Genomic DNA, 17,349 nt, shown 5'->3' with positions numbered 1-17,349 from the left:
GGTATACTCGGCCGGTCTTGCGGCGCTGAAAGTCGCGCGGTCGACACGCTCCGGCCGGCTGCGATGCGCGGCGCTCGCCCGTATTCGACGGCAAACATCATATTGACGCGCGGCATGCGACGAAGCCCGGCCGCGCAGTGCCGGCGGCGCGCGTGCCGGCACGACCGACATTCGCACCGCCCGCCGTGCGCGGCGGTGCGGCGCGCACCACGGAGGATCGATGGATCTCGACGGCGCCAGCCGCAATCTCACTGTCGCCGCATTGCTGACGCTGTCCGGTGGCTATCTCGACGCGTATACGTACGTCGGCCACGGCCACGTGTTCGCGAACACGATGACCGGCAACGTCGCGCTGCTCGGCATCAACCTGTCGGCCGGCGAATGGGCCGCCGCGCTGCATCACGTGCCGCCGCTCGGCGGCTTCGTGATCGCGGTGTTCGTCGCGCACCTGCTCGGCCTCGCCGCGCAGCGCGGCTGGATGCGGCATACGGCGTTCGTGAGCCTCATCGTCGAAATCGCGTTCCTCGGCGTCGCCGCGAGCGGCCTCGTCGGCGCGTCGAGCGCGTGGCTGATTCCGGGCATCTCGTTCGTCGCGACATTGCAGACGCTGTCGTTCACCCATCTCGAGGAACTGTCGTACACGTCGGTGATGACGACCGGCAACCTGCGGCGCGCCGCGCAGAAGCTGTTCGTCGGGCTGATCCCGCGCTATGACGCGGGGGCGCTGCACGATTCGGCGCTGCTCGCGACGATCAGCTTCTGTTTCCTGGCCGGCGCGGTGATCGGCGGGCTCGTGACGCGGCTCGCGCCGGACATCGCGCTGTGGGGCGCCGTGCTGCTGCTCGTCGGTGCATTCGCGGAGATCGTGCGACGTGCATGGCGTCGCGCGGGGAACGGCGACGCGGGCAACGGCAGCGACGGGGCGACGCAAACGGCCTGACGGCAGGGCAGGCGGGGCAAGCGGCAGGCCGCAGGCCGCCGCACCGACCGCACCGACCGCACCGACCGCACCGACCGCACCGACCGCACCGACCGCACCGACCGCACCGACCGCACCGACCATTTCGCCGCGCTTCGCGTGAGCGCGCCGCGCCATCGACGAACCTTACAGCGCCGCGCGTGCCCGCCGGCGCCGTCGCGCCCCGTCCCGCCGCCGTGCGAGCGAGGCTCGGCGCGGGAAACGTTGTTCCCGGACGACAATCGCGCGATTGCCGCGTATTTCAATTTCTTTCAGCGTTCGCACTCGTCTTATGATTCAGCCCACATCGCGCTCGCCATGAACGTTCGCGATCGCCACCCGGCTGCGCACGCGGCCGGTCATGAATGGAGACACCTAAAAAAGGAAAGCTCATGAAGCAGACCACCCGACTCGCAGTCATCGCAGGGGGCGCGGCGCTGGCCTTCGCCAGCCAGTACGCATCGGCACAAAGCTCGGTCACGCTCTGGGGCGTCGCCGACGCCAGCATCCGTTACCTGACCAACGCCAACGCGAAGAACGACGGCCTGCTGTCGATGACCAACGGTGCGATCACGAACAGCCGCTTCGGCATCTACGGCACGGAAGACCTCGGCGGCGGCCTGAAGGCCGTGTTCAACCTCGAGAGCGGCGTGAACCTGCAGAACGGCGCGTTCGCCGACAGCGGCCGCCTGTTCAACCGCGCGGCGTACGTCGGCCTGCAGAGCCCGTACGGCACCGTGACCCTCGGCCGTCAGAAGACGCCGCTGTTCGACCTGCTGTCGGATACCTACGATCCGCTCACCGTCGGCAACTACCTCGAAAACGCATGGCTGCCGGTCGCACTCGGCGCCGGCCTGTATGCGGACAACCAGATCAAGTACACGGGCAAGTTCGAGGGCCTGACGGCGAAGGCGATGTACTCGACCGGCACCAACTACGAATCGACCGGCGCGGGCGGCTTCTCGGGCCAGATCCCGGGCTCGCTCGGCAAGGGCAATGCGTGGGGCGTGTCGCTGTCGTACGTGATGGGCCCGCTCAGCATCGCGGCCGGCGCACAGCAGAACAGCGACAACTCGGCGCGCAAGCAGACGATCTACCACGCGAACGTCGTGTACGCGTTCAGCAAGGCGAAGATCTACGCGGGCTACCTGCGCTCGAAGGACGACACGGGCTTCGTCGACAGCCTGCTCGCGCAGCAGACGATTCCGGTCGCGAAGGGCACGGGCCGCATCGACGACGGTCCGTTCGCGGGCGTGAGCTGGCAGGTCAGCACGCCGCTGACGCTGACGGGCGCGTTCTACTACGACCACATGCGCAACGCGATGACCACGAACGGCACGCTCGCGAGCGGCAACCGCTATGCGATCGTCGGCATCGCCGAATACGCGCTGAGCAAGCGCACCGAGATCTACGGCACCGTCGACTTCAACAAGACGAACGGCGCGGCGAACGTCGAGCTGCCCGGCCGCAGCAACCAGACGGGCATCGCGATCGGCCTGCGCAATATCTTCTGACGAACGTCGAAACCCCTGCGCCGGCTCCGTCCGGCGCGCATCGAAGAGGCTCCGCGAGGCGCCTCTTTTTTTTTCGTCGTGCGACCTTCATACGCGCACCCGACTATTCGGCAGGCGCTCCATTGCGGAAGTCGCGCACCGTAAGCGATCCGTCGGCATTCCAGAACATACTTTTACAGTGCGCGCGCACGCTTTCCGCTACGCTGCGTGCATCGCTCGCGGCATGCCGTCAGGCATGCGCGTGCGTCGTTCCGGTGGCGCGCGACGTGCGCTGCCGGCCTGATGCGTAACTTGTGTATCCGGCGATGACAAACGCGGTCGGCCGGTTTCTTTCGTGGGACGATGCGCTCACGATTTTCTTGAAAGGGGATGACGATGGGTATCCTGAACACCGTGGGTGAAATCGCCGGCGCGATCGCCGCCGTCGAAGGCGCGGAAAAGCTGGATCCGGACGCGGGCCTGCTGACCAAGGCGGCCGCGGCCGTCGCCGGTTTCAAGGGCGCCGAGGCGATCGAAGGCATGCTCGAGAAGAAGGAAGAGAAGCCCGAACAGGCGGCGGACGATACGCAGGCGACGGACGGCAGCGACACGTCGCAGGCATGAGCATGGCGGCCGGTCCGGCCGCGGGCGCGCCCTTCGCGCGTCCGGGCGGACCGGTGCCGCGCAATCGGCAGGTCGGGCATGCGGTCGATCGGTGACGCATGGCACAACCGCCGGCCGGTTTGACCGGCGAGAGGCATCGTCTCTCGCCGTTTTTTATTGGACGCGCGGCGCGCGCCATGCGCCGCACGAATTCCCGAATCTTGCTATCGTGCCTCCATTCGAACTGCGATGAGGGGATGCGATGGATTTCGACTACGACCTGTTCGTCATCGGCGCCGGCTCGGGCGGCGTGAGGCTCGCGCGCATGTCCGCGTCGTACGGCGCACGCGTCGGCATCGCGGAAGAAGAGCAGATCGGCGGCACCTGCGTGCTGCGCGGCTGCATCCCGAAGAAACTCCTCGTCTACGCATCGCACTACCCGCACGAAGTCGACGACGCGAAGGGCTTCGGCTGGACCTTCGGCGCCGGCACGCTCGACTGGCCCGCGCTGATCGCCGCGAAGGATCGCGAGATCAACCGGCTGAGCGACATCTACATCAACCTGCTGCTGCAATCGGGCGTCGACATGCACGCCGGTCGCGCGACGCTCGTCGATGCGCACACGGTCGCGGTCGGCGCGCGCACGTTCCGCGCGCGCCACATCGCGATCGCGACCGGCTCGCGGCCGTCGCTGCCGCCGCGGCCCGGCATCGAGCATGCGATCACGTCGCGCGAGGCGCTGTCGCTCGCGGCGCTGCCCAAACGGATCGCGGTGGTCGGCGGCGGCTATATCGCGGTCGAGTTCGCGGGCATCTTCAACGGCTTCGGCAGCCACGTCGACGTGTTCTATCGCGGCGACAAAATCCTGCGCGGCTTCGACGACGACGTGCGCCAGTTCCTGACCGACGAGATGACGAAGCAGGGCGTCGCGATTCATGCGCGCGCGGTGATCGAATCGATCGAGCGCGCGAGCGACGGCACGCTGTTCGTGCGCGTCGGCGACGAGCGGCACGGGCCGTACGATCAGGTGCTCTATGCGACGGGCCGCGTGCCGAACGTCGACGGGCTCGGGCTCGAGCAGGCGGGCATCCTGCTCGATGCGCGCGGCGCGATTGCCGTCGATGCGTATTCGGCGACGTCGGTGCCGTCGATCCATGCGATCGGCGACGTCACGTCGCGGCCGCAGCTCACGCCGGTCGCGACGCGCGACGCCGGGCTGCTCGCGCGCACGCTGTTCGGCGGCTCGCGCGTCGCGGTCGATCACGCGTACGTGCCGTCGGCCGTGTTCAGCCAGCCGGAGGTCGCGACGGTCGGCCTGAGCGAGGCCGATGCGCGGCACGCGCACGGCGACGTCGACATCTACCGCACGTCGTTCAAGGCGCTGCGCCACACGCTGTCGGGCCGCGACGAGCGCACGCTGATGAAGCTCGTCGTCGCGCGCGACAGTCAGCGCGTGGTCGGTGCGCACATGGTCGGCCGCGATGCGGGCGAGATCATCCAGGGCATCGCGATCGCGATCCGCGCGGGCGCGACGAAGGCGCAGTTCGACGACACGATCGGCATTCATCCGACCGCGGCCGAGGAATTCGTGACGATGCGGCAGAAAGTGGCCGATTAGCGGAAACCGTATGCGCGTGTGCGGCTGGAATGCCGGACGGCTTATTGTCGGGATATCGGCCGTTCGGATCGACGGCGCGAATGACGTGTGTCGATATCGCCGGATCGATCGTCAATCCGGCGATATCGCCACGGAAGACCGGCGCAGATCGGTCGCGTGCCGCGCGAGCCCACGCGTGCAACGCTTCGCGCACGAATAAGCGGCGTATTTAATATAAGTGCGAAAATCGTCAATTATTATCAAGATACCCCGTCTTGATAAACAGGCTTGATATGATCGCGAAAAATCATATACGGGGCCGACCATGCACGATCAACAGTGCAGTAACCAGAATAACGAAATCATTCGTGTGCGCGATCCAGGCGCGCATCGCATTCCCCATCCGCGTTTTTGCCGTAACGCATCCGTTGCGCCCCCTTCCCTGACTTACCGCGATCGCCGAACCGGCGATGAGCGCGTGCATGAGCCTCGCGCAGCGGCATCTTTTCCAGCAAGGAGACCAGCAGTGAACATTCAGACACGACGCACCGTCCTCGTGGCGGCAGCGGTCGTCGCGGCGCTGTCCGGCTGCGCGACCGAATCGTCGCGCACGCTCGACGTGCCGGCCGTCAGCAGCGCGCAGAAGCCGTACGCGGGCAAGCCCGTCGCGATCGCCGTCGGCAAGTTCGACAACCGCTCAAGCTACATGCGCGGCATCTTCTCCGACGGCATCGACCGCCTCGGCGGACAGGCGAAGACGATCCTCGTCACGCGCCTGCAGCAGAGCCGCCGCTTCAACGTGCTCGATCGCGAGAACCTCGACGAGATCAAGCAGGAAGCCGGCTTCATGAAGAAAGCGCAGGCCGTGAAGGGCGCGAACTACGTGGTGACGGGCGACGTGACCGAGTTCGGCCGCAAGGACGTCGGCGATCATCAATTGTTCGGCATTCTCGGCCGCGGCAAGACGCAGGTCGCGTACGCGAAGGTCAACCTGAACATCGTCGACACGACGACGTCGGAAGTGATCGCATCGAGCCAGGGCGCGGGCGAGTTCAGCCTGTCGAACCGCGAGGTGATCGGTTTCGGCGGCACGGCCGGCTACGACTCGACGCTCAACGGCAAGGTGCTGGACCTCGCGATCCAGGAAGCCGTGAACCATCTCGTCGACCAGGTCGACGCCGGCGCGCTGAAGGCGGCGCAGTAAATGCCGCGCGCGATACGACACGCACGAATCATTTCACCCACCAGAAGAGACAAGACCATGAAACGGGGAATCTGGCTGCCGGCGACGGCGGCCGCCTTGCTGCTCGCGGGCTGCGCGGCGCCGACCACGCCGCCGCTGTATCAGTGGACCGGCTATCAGCCGCAGGTGTACGAATACTTCAAGGGCCAGCAAGCGCCGCAGCAGCAGATCGATGCGCTCGAAAAGGCGCTGCAGGAAATTCGCGCGAAGGGCCACACGCCGCCGCCGGGTTTCCATGCGCATCTCGGGATGCTGTATGCGAGCGTCGGCAACGAGCAGCAGGCCGAGCAGGAACTGCAGGCCGAGAAGCAATTGTTCCCGGAATCCGCGGCGTATATGGACTTCCTGATGAAGAAGAAGCCCGGTGCATCGAAAGCCGCGCATCCGGCGGCCGCCGGCCAGACGGTTGCCGATCAGAAGCATGCCGATTCGAATCCCGCCAAACAGTGACGCCCTTGCCATGTTCAAGACACTTTCATTCAAGCTGCTGTCCGTGCTGTCGATCGCCGCGCTGCTGAGCGCGTGCGCGCAGCCGGTGCAACGTCCCGACTACACGGCGTTCAAGAAGAGCCAGCCGCGCTCGATCCTCGTGCTGCCGCCGGTCAACGACACCACCGACGTCGGCGCGACCTACGGCGTGCTGTCGCAAATGACGCTGCCGCTCGCCGAGTCCGGCTACTACGTGGTGCCCGTCGCGGTGATGGACGAGACGTTCAAGCAGAACGGCCTGACGAATGCGACCGACATCCAGGCGACGTCGCCGGCGAAGCTGCGCGAGATCTTCGGCGCGGACGCCGCGCTGTATTCGAAGGTCACGCAGTACGGCTCCGTCTACCAGGTGGTCGACAGCACGACGATCGTTTCCGCGTCGGCGAAACTCGTCGACCTGAAGAGCGGCGACGTGCTGTGGCAGGGCGAGGGCCGGGCGACCGGCAAGGAAGTCGGCAACAACATGAGCGTCAATGCGTTCGGGATCGTCGGGGCGCTCGTGCAGGCGGCCGTCAAGCAGGTCGCGCATTCGCTGACCGACGAAGCGCATGACGTCGCCGGGCTGACGAGCACGCGGCTGCTGTCGGCCGGCCCGCCGAACGGGCTGCTGTACGGGCCGCGCTCGCCGAAGTACGGCACCGACTGACGTGCGGCGGCGCCACGCCGCGCCTGTCGTCCGGACGGCCGCTCGAAACGAGCGGCCGTTCTGTTTGCGCGCGGCGATGCCGCGCGCCGGTCAATGCACGCCGAACGCGTCCAGCAGCCGGTACCAGCTCATCGCGAGCACCAGCGCCGGCGTGCGCAGCGTCGCGCCGCCGGGGAAGTCGCGATGCCGGATCCTGTCGAACAGGTCGAAGCGGCTCGCCTGGCCGTCGATCGCCTCGGCGATGAGCTTGCCCGCGAGCGCGGTCGTATTCACGCCGTGCCCCGAAAACCCCTGCGCGAAGTACGTCGTCGGCGTAATGCGGCCGAAATGCGGCGCGCGGTTCATCGTGATGTCGACGAAGCCGCCCCACGCATAGTCGACCTTCACGTCCGCGAGTTGCGGGAACGTCTTCAGCATGTCGGCGCGCATCGCCGCCGCGAGGTCGCGCGGCTCGCGCGTCGAATAGCTGACCTTGCCGCCCCAGACGAGCCGCGTGTCGGGCGCCGGCCGGAAATAGTCGAGCACGAAGCGGCTGTCGCAGATCGCCGCGCGCGCGGGCATCAGCGCGGCGGCGCGCGCTTCGCCGAGCGGTTCGGTCGCGATCACGTAGGTGCCGACCGGCATGATCTTCCTCGCCAGCGCAGGCGCGAGCGTGCCGACGTAGGTGTTGCAGGCGAGCACGACGAAGCGCGCACGCACGTTGCCGCCGCTCGTCTCGACGACGTGGCCGCCGGACACGTCGCGCACGCGCGTCACGCAACTGTCCTCGTGGATGCGCACGCCGGCGTCGACGGCCGCCCGCGCGAGGCCGAGCGTGTAGTTGAGCGGATGGAGATGGCCGCTGTCGGGATCGTACAGGCCGCCGCGATAGCGGGCCGACTGCACGTAGTCGCCGAGTTCGCCGGCTTCGACGAAGTGGAAGCGGTCGTAGCCGAAGCGCTTCGCGGCTTCGTCGCGCCACCGCTGCAGCGCATCGGCGTCGCGTTCGGTGTTGGCGGCGGTCAGGTAGCCGGGCACCAGCGCGCAGTCGATGTCGTGTTGAGCGATGCGCGACTTCACGAGCGACAGCGTTTCGAGCCCCATGTCCCAGATCCGCTTCACGTCGCCTTCGGGCATGAACTGCGCGAACGTGTCGATGTCGCACGCGAAGCCGCCGATCAGCTGGCCGCCGCTGCGGCCGCTCGCCGCCCATCCGACGCGCGACGCTTCGAGCACGGTCACCGAATGGCCGCGCTCGGCGAGATTGAGCGCGGCGGACAGGCCCGTGAGGCCCGCGCCGATCACGCACACGTCGGCGTCGGCCGTGCCGGCGAGCGGCGCGTGGCGGGTCGTATCGTTGGCGGTCGCCGCGTAGTACGACGCGACGTGCGGCTGGTTGGCGAAGGTCTGCATGTTCGGGAAGACGTATCGAGAAGGTTCAGAACAGCTCGCGAACGCGGTGGTACAGCATCCCGAGTTCGAGCGCGGGTTGCCGCCACGCGTCGCCGCCGGGAAAGCGCCGGTGACGCAAGCGCGCGAACAGGTCGAACGCGCGCGCGTCGCCTGCGATCGCGCCGGCGACTGCGCGCCCGGCGATTCCCGTGAGCGCGACGCCGTGTCCGCTGAAACCCTGGACGTAGAAGAAGTTCGGATCGATCGCGCCGAAGTCCGGCGCGCGGTTGCGCGTGACGTCGACGAAGCCGCCCCACGCGTGCTCGACGCGCACGTCGGCGAGCTGCGGAAACACGCCGACCATGCGCTGCCGGATCGCTTCGGCGAGCGCGGCGGGCGACGCGCCGGCCGAATTCGCGCGGCCGCCGAACAGCATCCGGTGGTCGGCCGACAGCCGGAAGTAGTCGAGGAAGAAGTTGTTGTCGCACACGGCCTCGCGCCGTGCGATCAGCGCGTCGGCGCGCGCGCGGCCGAGCGGCTCGGTCGCGATGATGTACGACGCGATCGGCGCGATGCGTGCGGCGGTCGCGGCCGGCAGCACGCCGCCGGGCCCCGCGTTGCAGCACGACACGACGAAACGGCAGCGCACTTCGCCCGACGGCGTGCGCACGACGGGCCGCGCGCCGCGCACGACGTCGAGCGCCGGCGTGTGCGCGTACAGCGCGACGCCTTCGCGGCGCGCGGCATCGGCGAGACCGAGACAGTACTTGAGCGGATGCAGATGGCCCGACAGCGGATCGTGCACGCCGGCCAGATAGCGCGTCGATGCAATGCGCGCCTGGATCTCGCCGGTGTCGAGCCACGCGAGCGACGGATGGCCCCAGCGCGACGTCGCGGCGTTCATCCACGCGCGCAGGTCGTCGATGCGGCGCGGCTTCGTCGCCACCGTCAGGTAGCCGCGCGCGAAGTCGCAATCGATCCCGTGGCGCGCGATGCGCTCGGCGATCAGCGCGACGCCGTCGAGCGACAGCGACCACGCGGCGCGCGCGCCGTCGGCGCCGAGCTGTTTCTCGATCACCTCGTCTTTCGCGAAGCCCGTGATCGCCTGGCCGCCGTTGCGGCCCGACGCGCCCCAGCCGGGCCGGTGCGCATCGAGCACGGCGACGGACAGCCCGTGCGCGCGACAGTCGAGCGCCGTCGACAGGCCCGCGAAGCCGGCGCCGATCACGCAGACGTCGACGTCGATCGCCGCGTCGAGCATCGGATCGTCGGCGACGGGCCGCGCGGCCGTGGCTTCGTAGTACGAGTCGCGCGCGAGCGCATCGGCGCGGCGGGTGAAAGACTGCGTCATCAAACCGACTCCTTCGACAAGGCTGCAACCAGCACGCAGCCGGAAAGCGGCGCGGGACGCCGTGCGTGCGGCACGGCGTCCCGCGCGTCCTGCATCAGAACGAATAGATGAACTGCGTCGCGAGCAGATCGTTGGACTTGCCGTACGACCCGTCGTTGCGCAGGAACACCTTGTTGTTCGCCCAGTCGTGCCGGTATTCGACCTTCACGGTGATCTGCTGGGTCGGATAGAACAGCAGGTCGAGCGCGACGTCCTGGCGCACCGCGCCCTTGCACTCGAAGCCCAGGCCGCCGCCGGCCTTCGACATCGCGAGGCAGTCCGCATCGACGCCGAAGCCGTTGCTCGGGTCCATCCCGTTGCCGTTCAGCGCGATGCCGCCGCCGCCGCCGCCGTTCTTCGAGTTCGCGAGCAGGTCGTAGCGCAGCGTCACGCCCATGCGGCCGACCACCGGCGCGTTGAACTTGCGGTGCGCGAGCAGCGACAGCCCGTACCACTGCGCGAGCCCGCCATTGAACGCCGCATGCTGCTGCCGGCCGTAGTCGACTTCGGCGTTGTACTGCACGTCGGCGAGCGTGTAGGTCGCGTCGAGTTCGCCGAAGAAGAACGAGCCGTAGCCGCTCGGCGCCGCGCCGCCCGGGCCGTAGTGGACGACGCCGTTCTCGTCGATCGCGCTCGACAGCGTCTGGCGGCCGATGTTGAACGAGCCGCCGAGATCGAGCGCGCTCGACCACGTGTAGTCCGCGCGCGCGGTGAAGGTCGGCACCTTGTTGCTGGTGGTGATCGGGTCGCCGAGCGCATTGGTGCCCGTCTGCGTGACCGAACCGTACGTGCGGTACTGCTCGTTGCCGAGGAAGAACTTCCACGCCCAGTTGCCCTTCGTGTAGTTCGCGCCGACACCGACGTAGCTGCCCGGATCGGAGAAATCGTACAGCAGGTTGTGCGTGAGCGTGAGCATCTGGTTCGACTGCTGGACTTCGTAGCCGCCGAAGCTCGGGATCAGGCCGGCGACCAGCGTCGTTTCCGCGGTGATCGGCACGTTGACGACCGCCGTGTTCAGCAGGTTGTCGGTGATCGAGCCGCGCGAGTTCTGCAGCAGCGTGATGCCGTTGCCGCGGTTCGGCATCAGCGTGATTTCGGCCGACGGCGCCATCGGGCCGACGCCGAACGTCTTCTTGATGTCGAGGTAGAGATCGCCGAACGTGCTGTTGAAATAGTTGTACGCGTTCTCGTGGTTCGCGAACAGGAACGACGACGTGCCGGCCGCGCGGTTGTAGATGTAGGTCGGATCGATGTAGCCGGTGACCGACAGGCCGGCGAGCGGGCCCGTGGTGGCCGCGTCGGTCAGCGAGTCGACCTTCAGCTGCTGGTTCGCGATCTGTTGCTTCATTTCGCTGACCTCGTCGTTGGTCAGCATCGCGCGTGCCTTGCCGTAATCCGGCGAGCCCGGGTCGGCGGCGACCGCGACGGCGCCGCCGCCCGCCATGCCGCCGCTCGCGCCGGACGTCGCGACCGCCGCGCCGCCCGGCTTCGCGGCGAGCTGCGCCTGCATCGCCTTCATCTGTTTCTGCAGCGCCGCGACCTGCGCCTGCAGCGCCTTGATTTCGGCGGAGGTGGAACCGGCCAGCGCGATGCCCGGCAACGCGCCGGCCACCAGCAGGCAGATCAGTTTCTTCTTCATTGCGGATTCTCCTAGTCGTGCGCCTGTCAAATCGGGATCGAATCGCGCGCCCCCCCTGAGGCCGCGCGTCATGCTTGTCTGCAGTGCTCGTTGTCTTCGAAGCGGAAGCGGGCCGTCACGCCGCCGCGAATGCCGCCTTCAAGTCGGCCATCCGGCGCCGCTCGCGCGCGATCATCGTCCGGTTCACGACGATCACGCCGATCGTCACGGCGGTGATGAACAGCGTCGCCAGCGCATTCATTTCCGGGTTCAGCCCCAGCCGCACGCGCGAGAACACCACCAGCGGCAGCGTCGTCGACCCCGGCCCGGACAGGAACGCCGACAGCACCAGATCGTCGATCGACAGCGTGAACGACAGCAGCCACCCCGACAGCAGCGCCTGCGAGATCAGCGGCAGCGTCACCACGAAGAACACCTTCAGCGGCGTCGCGCCCAGGTCGAGCGCGGCCTCCTCGAGCGACTTGTTCATCTCCTTCACGCGCGACTGCACGATGATCGCCACGTACGACACGCACAGCATCACGTGGCCGATCCAGATCGTCGCCATCCCGCGCCCCTTCGGCCAGCCGAACATCTGTTCCAGCGCGACGAACAGCAAGAGCAGCGAGATCCCCTGGATCACCTCCGGAATCACCAGCGGCGCGTTGATCATCCCCGTGTACAGCGTGAAGCCCTTGAAGCGGCCGAAGCGCGCGAGCACGAAGCCCGCCCACGTGCCGATCACGACCGACGCGGTGGCCGTCAACAGGCCGATCTTCAGCGACAGCCAGGCGGCGGTCAGCAGCTCGTCGTCGTCCAGCAGCGCCGCGTACCACTTCAGCGAGAAGCCGGACCACACCGTCACCAGCTTCGACTCGTTGAACGAGTACACGACGAGGCTGACGATCGGGATGTACAGGAACAGGAAGCCGAAGGCGAGAACGCCCGTCGACAGCGGTTTGCTCGGCTTGATCATTTCGCGTCCTCCAGTTCCTTGACCTGGTAGTACTGGAACAGCGCCATCGGCACCAGCAACAGCAGCACCATCGCGACCGTCACCGCGGACGCCATCGGCCAGTCCATGTTGTTGAAGAATTCATCCCACATCACGCGGCCGATCATCAGCGTGTCGGCGCCGCCGAGCAGCTCCGGGATCACGTACTCGCCCACCGCCGGGATGAACACCAGCAGGCTGCCGGCGATGATCCCGTTCTTCGACAGCGGCAGCGTGATGCGCGTGAACGCGACCCACGGCTTCGCGCCCAGGTCGTACGCGGCCTCGAGCAGCGTCAGGTCCATCTTCACGAGGTGCGCATAGAGCGGCATCACCATGAACGGCAGGTACGAATAGACCATCCCGATGTAGACGCCCGCATCGCTGTGATAGAGCCGCAGCGGCGTGTGGATGATGCCGAGCGCGATCAGCGTGTGGTTCAGGAGGCCGTCGTCCTTCAGGATGCCGATCCATGCGTACACGCGGATCAGGAACGACGTCCAGAACGGCAGCATCACGGCCATCATCAGCACGTTGCGGCGGTTCGGCTCCGAACGCGCGATGTAGTACGCCATCGGATAGCCGATCAGCAGGCACAGCACCGTCGACACGGCGGCCATCTTCAGCGAGCTGAGATAGGTCGCGATGTACAGGTCGTCCTGCAGCAGGAACGCGTAGTGCGACAGTTGCAACGCGAAGTGCACGACGCCGTCCTTGATCTCGACGAGCGACGTGTACGGCGGGATGCCCATCACCTGGTCGGCGAAGCTGATCTTCAGCACCAGCACGAACGGCAGCGCGAAGAACACGGTCAGCCACAGGAACGGCACGCCGATTGCGACGCTGCGGCCCGACGGCAGGAAGCGCGACAGCGCGGCGAAGCGATTGCCGCGCCGGGAAGCCGGCGTGGCGGCGGGCGCGCCGGTCGACACCGGCGCGGAAGGCGTGGAAGCGGAGGTTCTCATCGCGGCGTCCTCACTGCGTCAGCACGACGCCGCTGGCCGGCGACCACGACACGAACACGTCGTCGTTCCATGCCGGCGCGCCGTCGTTCATCAGGTGCGAGCTCGACAGGTTCGACACCACCGTCTTGCCGCTCGGCAGACGCACGTGGTACAGCGAATAGCTGCCCATGTACGCGATGTCGGTGACGACGCCGCGCGCCCAGTTGTGCTTCGAGCCCGGCTTCTCGCGCGACACGTGCACGCGCTCCGGGCGCACCGAGATACCGACCGGCATCCCGAGCGGGCCGGTCACGCCGTGGCTCACATACATGCGGGCTTCGAGGTCGTCGCTTTCGACGAAGATGTGATCGGGCTCGTCCTCGACGACGCGCCCCTCGAACAGGTTGGTCGAGCCGATGAATTCGGCCGAGAAGCGGCTGTTCGGGTATTCGTAGACTTCGCCGGGCGAGCCGATCTGCACGATCTTGCCTTCGCTCATCACCGCGAGGCGGCTCGCCATCGTCATCGCCTCTTCCTGATCGTGCGTGACCATCACGCAGGTCACGTCGACCTTCTCGATGATGTTCACGAGTTCGAGCTGGGTCTTCTGGCGAATCTTCTTGTCGAGCGCGGACATCGGCTCGTCGAGCAGCAGCAGCTTCGGGCGCTTCACCAGCGAGCGGGCCAGCGCGACGCGCTGCTGCTGGCCGCCCGACAGCTGATGCGGTTTGCGCTGCGCGTACTTGCTCATCTGCACGAGCGCGAGCGCGTCGGCCACGCGCTCCCTGATCTCGTGCTTCGGCGTGCCTTCCTGCTTCAGGCCGAATGCGACGTTCGATTCGACCGTCATGTGCGGGAACAGCGCGTACGACTGGAACATCATGTTGACGGGGCGGCGGTACGGCGGTAGCGACGCGAGGTCCTCGCCGTCGACGAAGATCTTGCCGGAGGTGGCCGTCTCCAGCCCGGCGAGCATGCGCAGCAGCGTGGACTTGCCGCAGCCCGAGCTGCCGAGCAGCGCGAACAGCTCGTTCTTCGCGATCGTCAGGTTCACGTTGTCGACGGCCGTGCTGTCGCCGAATTTCTTCACGACGTTTTCGATGCGCACGAACGCGTCGTTTTGCGTACGGGGCGCCGTGGCCGGTTGGGTCTGTCGTGCGGCAGCGGAAGAGGGTATCGATTGCATGGGAGTCACCATTCGTTCTTCACGGATTGCAGGCGTGAGCGTCCCCGCGCGAGGCGCGCAACGCGACTCGCGGACGACGGCTCGTGCCGGATGGAACAGCGCGCGCGGCGCGCGGGCGGACGGAGGTCCGCGAATGTCAGGCGGGCAGGCGTACCGCGATGCCTGCGCCGCCGCGATGCACGGCGATCAGTGGCCCGTCTTCAACTGGGCCCACAGACGGTTCTCGAGGCGCAGGATGTCGGCCGGCATCGGCTTCATCAGCACCATCTTCTTCAGCACGTCCTCGGGCGGGTAGACGGTCGGGTCCTGCGCGACGGCCGGCGTGACGAATTGATGCGCGGCCTTGTTCGCGGTCGGGTAGAACACCGTGTTGGTGATCGCCGCGTTGACCTTCGGATCGGACACGTAGTTGATCCACTTCATCGCGGCTTCCGGGTGCGGCGCATCCTTCGGGATCACCATCACGTCGAACCACAGCAGGCCGCCTTCCTTCGGGTTCGCGAACTTGATGTCGTACGAGCGTTTCGCTTCGGCCGAACGGCGGTGCGCGATGCCGACGTCGCCCGACCAGCCGAGCACGACGCACACGTCGTTGTTCGCGAGGTCGTTGATGTAGCCGGACGAGTTGAACTGGGTGATGTACGGGCGGACTTTCTTCAGGACTTCGAATGCAGCCTGGTAATCGCCCGGGTTCTTGCTGTTCGGATCCTTGCCCATGTATTGCAGCGTGGCGGCGAACACGTCGACGGCCTGGTCGAGGAACGACACGCCGCAGCTCTTCAGCTTCTCCATGTTGGCCGGATCGAACACCAGCGCCCAGCTGTCGACGGGCGCCTTGTCGCCGAGCGCCTTCTTCACCGCCTGGGCGTTGTAGCCGATGCCGTCCGTGCCGTACGCCCAGGGCACGCCGTACTGGTTGCCCGGATCGGCGTCGGCGATCATCTTCATCAGCAGCGGGTCGAGGTTCGCGAGGTTCGGAATCTTCGACTTGTCGAGCTTCTGGTACACGCCGGCCTGGATCTGCTTGGCCATGTAGTTCGACGTCGGCACGACGATGTCGTAGCCGGAGCTGCCGGCCAGCAGCTTCGCCTGAAGCGTGTCGTCGCTGTCGTAGTTGTCGTACTTGACGTGAATGCCCGTCTGCTTCTGGAAGTTCGGGATCGTGTCCGGCGCGATGTAGTCGGACCAGTTGTAGACGTTCAGCTCGTCGGCATGCGCCGACGGGCTGGCGACCGACGTGAGCGCGGCCGCGGCGGCGAGGGCGGCGACGGAGCAGGCTTGGCGAAGAATACAGGCACGCATGGTGGAGTTCCCCTGGTTATGGCGACGTGCGGCGCCCGCCGCACGCCTGTAGGCAAGGCCGTTACGAAATACCCAGTTGCTGGGCGGTTGCATCGACGGCCTTCTTCGCCTTCGACACGAGTTCATCGATTTCCTGGCGCGAGATCACGAGCGGCGGCGACAGCAGCATCCGGTCGCCGGTCGCGCGCATGATCAGGTTGCCGTTGAAGCAGAAGTCGCGGCAGATCGTGCCGACGTCGCCGCCGTTCGCGAAGCGGCGGCGTTCGGCCGGCGCTTCGGCCAGTTGCAGGCTCGCGACCATCCCGTGGCCGTGCACTTCGCCGACGATCGGATGACGCGCGAAGGTTTCGCGCATCAGCGCCTGGAAGTACGGGCCGGTGTCGGTCTTCACGCGCTCGACGATGCCTTCGTCGCGCAGCAGCTTCAGGTTCGCGACCGCGACGGCGGCCGCCACCGGGTGGCCCGAGTACGTGAGGCCGTGATTGAATTCGCCGTTGTCGATGATCGGGCGCGCGATGCGTTCGTGGATGCCCACCGCACCCATCGGCACGTAGCCCGACGTGAGGCCCTTCGCCATCGTGATCAGGTCCGGCTCGAAGCCGAAGTGCTGGTGCGCGAACCATTCGCCGGTGCGGCCGAACCCGCCGATCACTTCGTCGGCGACGAGCAGCACGTCGTACTTGCGGCAGATCCGCTGGATTTCCGGCCAGTACGTCGACGGCGGGAAGATCACGCCGCCGGCGCCCTGGAACGGCTCGCCGATGAATGCCGCGACGTTCTCCGCGCCGAGTTCGAGGATTTTCGCTTCGAGCTGCTGCGCCCGTGCGAGGCCGAATGCTTCGGGCGTCTCGCCTGCCTGCGCTTCGCCGAAGAAATACGGCTGGTCGATATGCACGATGTGCTCGACCTTCGACGGCATCTGCTCGTGCATGTAGCCCATCCCGCCGAGCGTGCCGCCGGCGATCGTCGAGCCGTGGTAGCCGTTCTTGCGCGAGATCACGTATTTCTTCTGCGGCTTGCCTTGCACGCGCCAGTACTGATGCACGACGCGCAGCACCGTGTCGTTGCCTTCCGAGCCGCTGTTGCAATAGAAGAAGTGGTTGAAGCCGGCGGGCGTCACTTCCGCGAGCATCGCGGAGAGTTCGATCACCGGCGGATGCGTGGTCTTGAAGAACGTGTTGTAGAACGGCAGCTCCTGCAGCTGGCGATACGCGGCGTCGGCGAGTTCCTTGCGGCCGTAGCCGACGTTCACGCACCAGAGGCCGGCCATCCCGTCGATCACCTTGTTGCCGTCCGAGTCCCACAGGTAGACGCCGTCGGCTTTGACGATCACGCGGCTGCCCGCGCGGTTGAGCGCGCCCATGTCCGAGAACGGGTGGATGTGGTGCGCGGCGTCGAGCGCGCGGTATTCGGCGGTCGAGCGTGCCTGCGTCGCGCGCGGCGCGGCGGCCGTCGCGGTCGGCGCGGCCGGCTGGATCCAGGCCGATTCGTTGCGGTAAGTCATGTTTCCTCCGT

At 67.1% G+C, this 17,349-nt stretch carries 15 protein-coding genes; 7 read left to right on the top strand and 8 right to left on the bottom strand.

All coding sequences use genetic code 11. The features are described from left to right. The first annotated feature begins 220 nt into the window (after nt 1–220). The 7 genes from WS54_RS28740 (at nt 221) to WS54_RS28700 (ending at nt 7,029) form a co-directional block, all read left to right on the top strand. A complete protein-coding gene (locus WS54_RS28740; protein WP_059780807.1) occupies nt 221–940 on the top strand; it encodes a YoaK family protein in 720 nt (239 codons plus the stop codon). Nucleotides 941–1,350: 410 nt separating this feature from the next. After that, entirely contained in the window at nt 1,351–2,472 is a 1,122-nt protein-coding gene (locus WS54_RS28730; protein WP_034208591.1) for a porin, read from the top strand. A 375-nt stretch (nt 2,473–2,847) separates the two neighbouring features. Then, complete coding sequence (locus WS54_RS28725) at nt 2,848–3,075, top strand: hypothetical protein (RefSeq protein WP_034208778.1); 228 nt, start codon at nt 2,848–2,850, stop codon at nt 3,073–3,075. 241 nt (nt 3,076–3,316) lie between these two features. Further along, nucleotides 3,317–4,672, top strand: coding sequence for a glutathione-disulfide reductase (gene gor / locus WS54_RS28720; RefSeq protein WP_059780808.1), 1,356 nt, complete (start codon nt 3,317–3,319; stop codon nt 4,670–4,672). Between the two features lie 511 nt (nt 4,673–5,183). Next, entirely contained in the window at nt 5,184–5,855 is a 672-nt protein-coding gene (locus WS54_RS28710; RefSeq protein ID WP_208449968.1) for a CsgG/HfaB family protein, read from the top strand. Between the two features lie 57 nt (nt 5,856–5,912). After that, complete coding sequence (locus tag WS54_RS28705; RefSeq protein ID WP_034208588.1) at nt 5,913–6,344, top strand: DUF4810 domain-containing protein; 432 nt, start codon at nt 5,913–5,915, stop codon at nt 6,342–6,344. Between the two features lie 10 nt (nt 6,345–6,354). Then, complete coding sequence (locus tag WS54_RS28700) at nt 6,355–7,029, top strand: DUF799 domain-containing protein (protein ID WP_059780810.1); 675 nt, start codon at nt 6,355–6,357, stop codon at nt 7,027–7,029. 90 nt (nt 7,030–7,119) lie between these two features. On the opposite strand, the gene WS54_RS28695 is transcribed toward WS54_RS28700, so the two are convergent. The 8 genes from WS54_RS28695 to WS54_RS28660 form a co-directional block, all read right to left on the bottom strand. After that, nucleotides 7,120–8,421 carry an NAD(P)/FAD-dependent oxidoreductase gene (locus tag WS54_RS28695; RefSeq protein ID WP_059780811.1) on the bottom strand — a complete coding sequence of 434 codons (1,302 nt, stop codon included), beginning with the start codon at nt 8,419–8,421 and terminating at the stop codon, nt 7,120–7,122. Nucleotides 8,422–8,446: 25 nt separating this feature from the next. After that, nucleotides 8,447–9,751, bottom strand: coding sequence for an NAD(P)/FAD-dependent oxidoreductase (locus WS54_RS28690; RefSeq protein WP_059780812.1), 1,305 nt, complete (start codon nt 9,749–9,751; stop codon nt 8,447–8,449). A gap of 94 nt (nt 9,752–9,845) precedes the next feature. Beyond that, on the bottom strand, nt 9,846–11,429 hold the full coding sequence (locus WS54_RS28685) for a DUF3138 family protein (protein WP_034208584.1): 1,584 nt from the start codon (nt 11,427–11,429) through the stop codon (nt 9,846–9,848). Nucleotides 11,430–11,544: 115 nt separating this feature from the next. Continuing rightward, entirely contained in the window at nt 11,545–12,384 is an 840-nt protein-coding gene (locus WS54_RS28680; RefSeq protein WP_034208583.1) for an ABC transporter permease subunit, read from the bottom strand. Next, nucleotides 12,381–13,367, bottom strand: a complete 987-nt coding sequence (locus WS54_RS28675; protein WP_059780813.1) for an ABC transporter permease subunit — start codon at nt 13,365–13,367, stop codon at nt 12,381–12,383. Before WS54_RS28675 ends, WS54_RS28680 begins: the two co-directional genes overlap by 4 nt. A 10-nt stretch (nt 13,368–13,377) precedes the next feature. Beyond that, nucleotides 13,378–14,532: an ABC transporter ATP-binding protein gene (locus tag WS54_RS28670; RefSeq protein ID WP_034208581.1), complete on the bottom strand. Its 1,155-nt coding sequence runs from the start codon at nt 14,530–14,532 to the stop codon at nt 13,378–13,380. Nucleotides 14,533–14,718: 186 nt separating this feature from the next. Next, nucleotides 14,719–15,834, bottom strand: coding sequence for a polyamine ABC transporter substrate-binding protein (locus WS54_RS28665; protein WP_059780814.1), 1,116 nt, complete (start codon nt 15,832–15,834; stop codon nt 14,719–14,721). Between the two features lie 61 nt (nt 15,835–15,895). Continuing rightward, nucleotides 15,896–17,338: an aspartate aminotransferase family protein gene (locus tag WS54_RS28660; protein ID WP_108041991.1), complete on the bottom strand. Its 1,443-nt coding sequence runs from the start codon at nt 17,336–17,338 to the stop codon at nt 15,896–15,898. Nucleotides 17,339–17,349: the final 11 nt, after the last annotated feature.

Source organism: Burkholderia sp. NRF60-BP8 (assembly GCF_001522585.2).
Lineage (GTDB): Bacteria > Pseudomonadota > Gammaproteobacteria > Burkholderiales > Burkholderiaceae > Burkholderia.
This window is presented reverse-complemented; position numbering and strand designations above follow the sequence as displayed.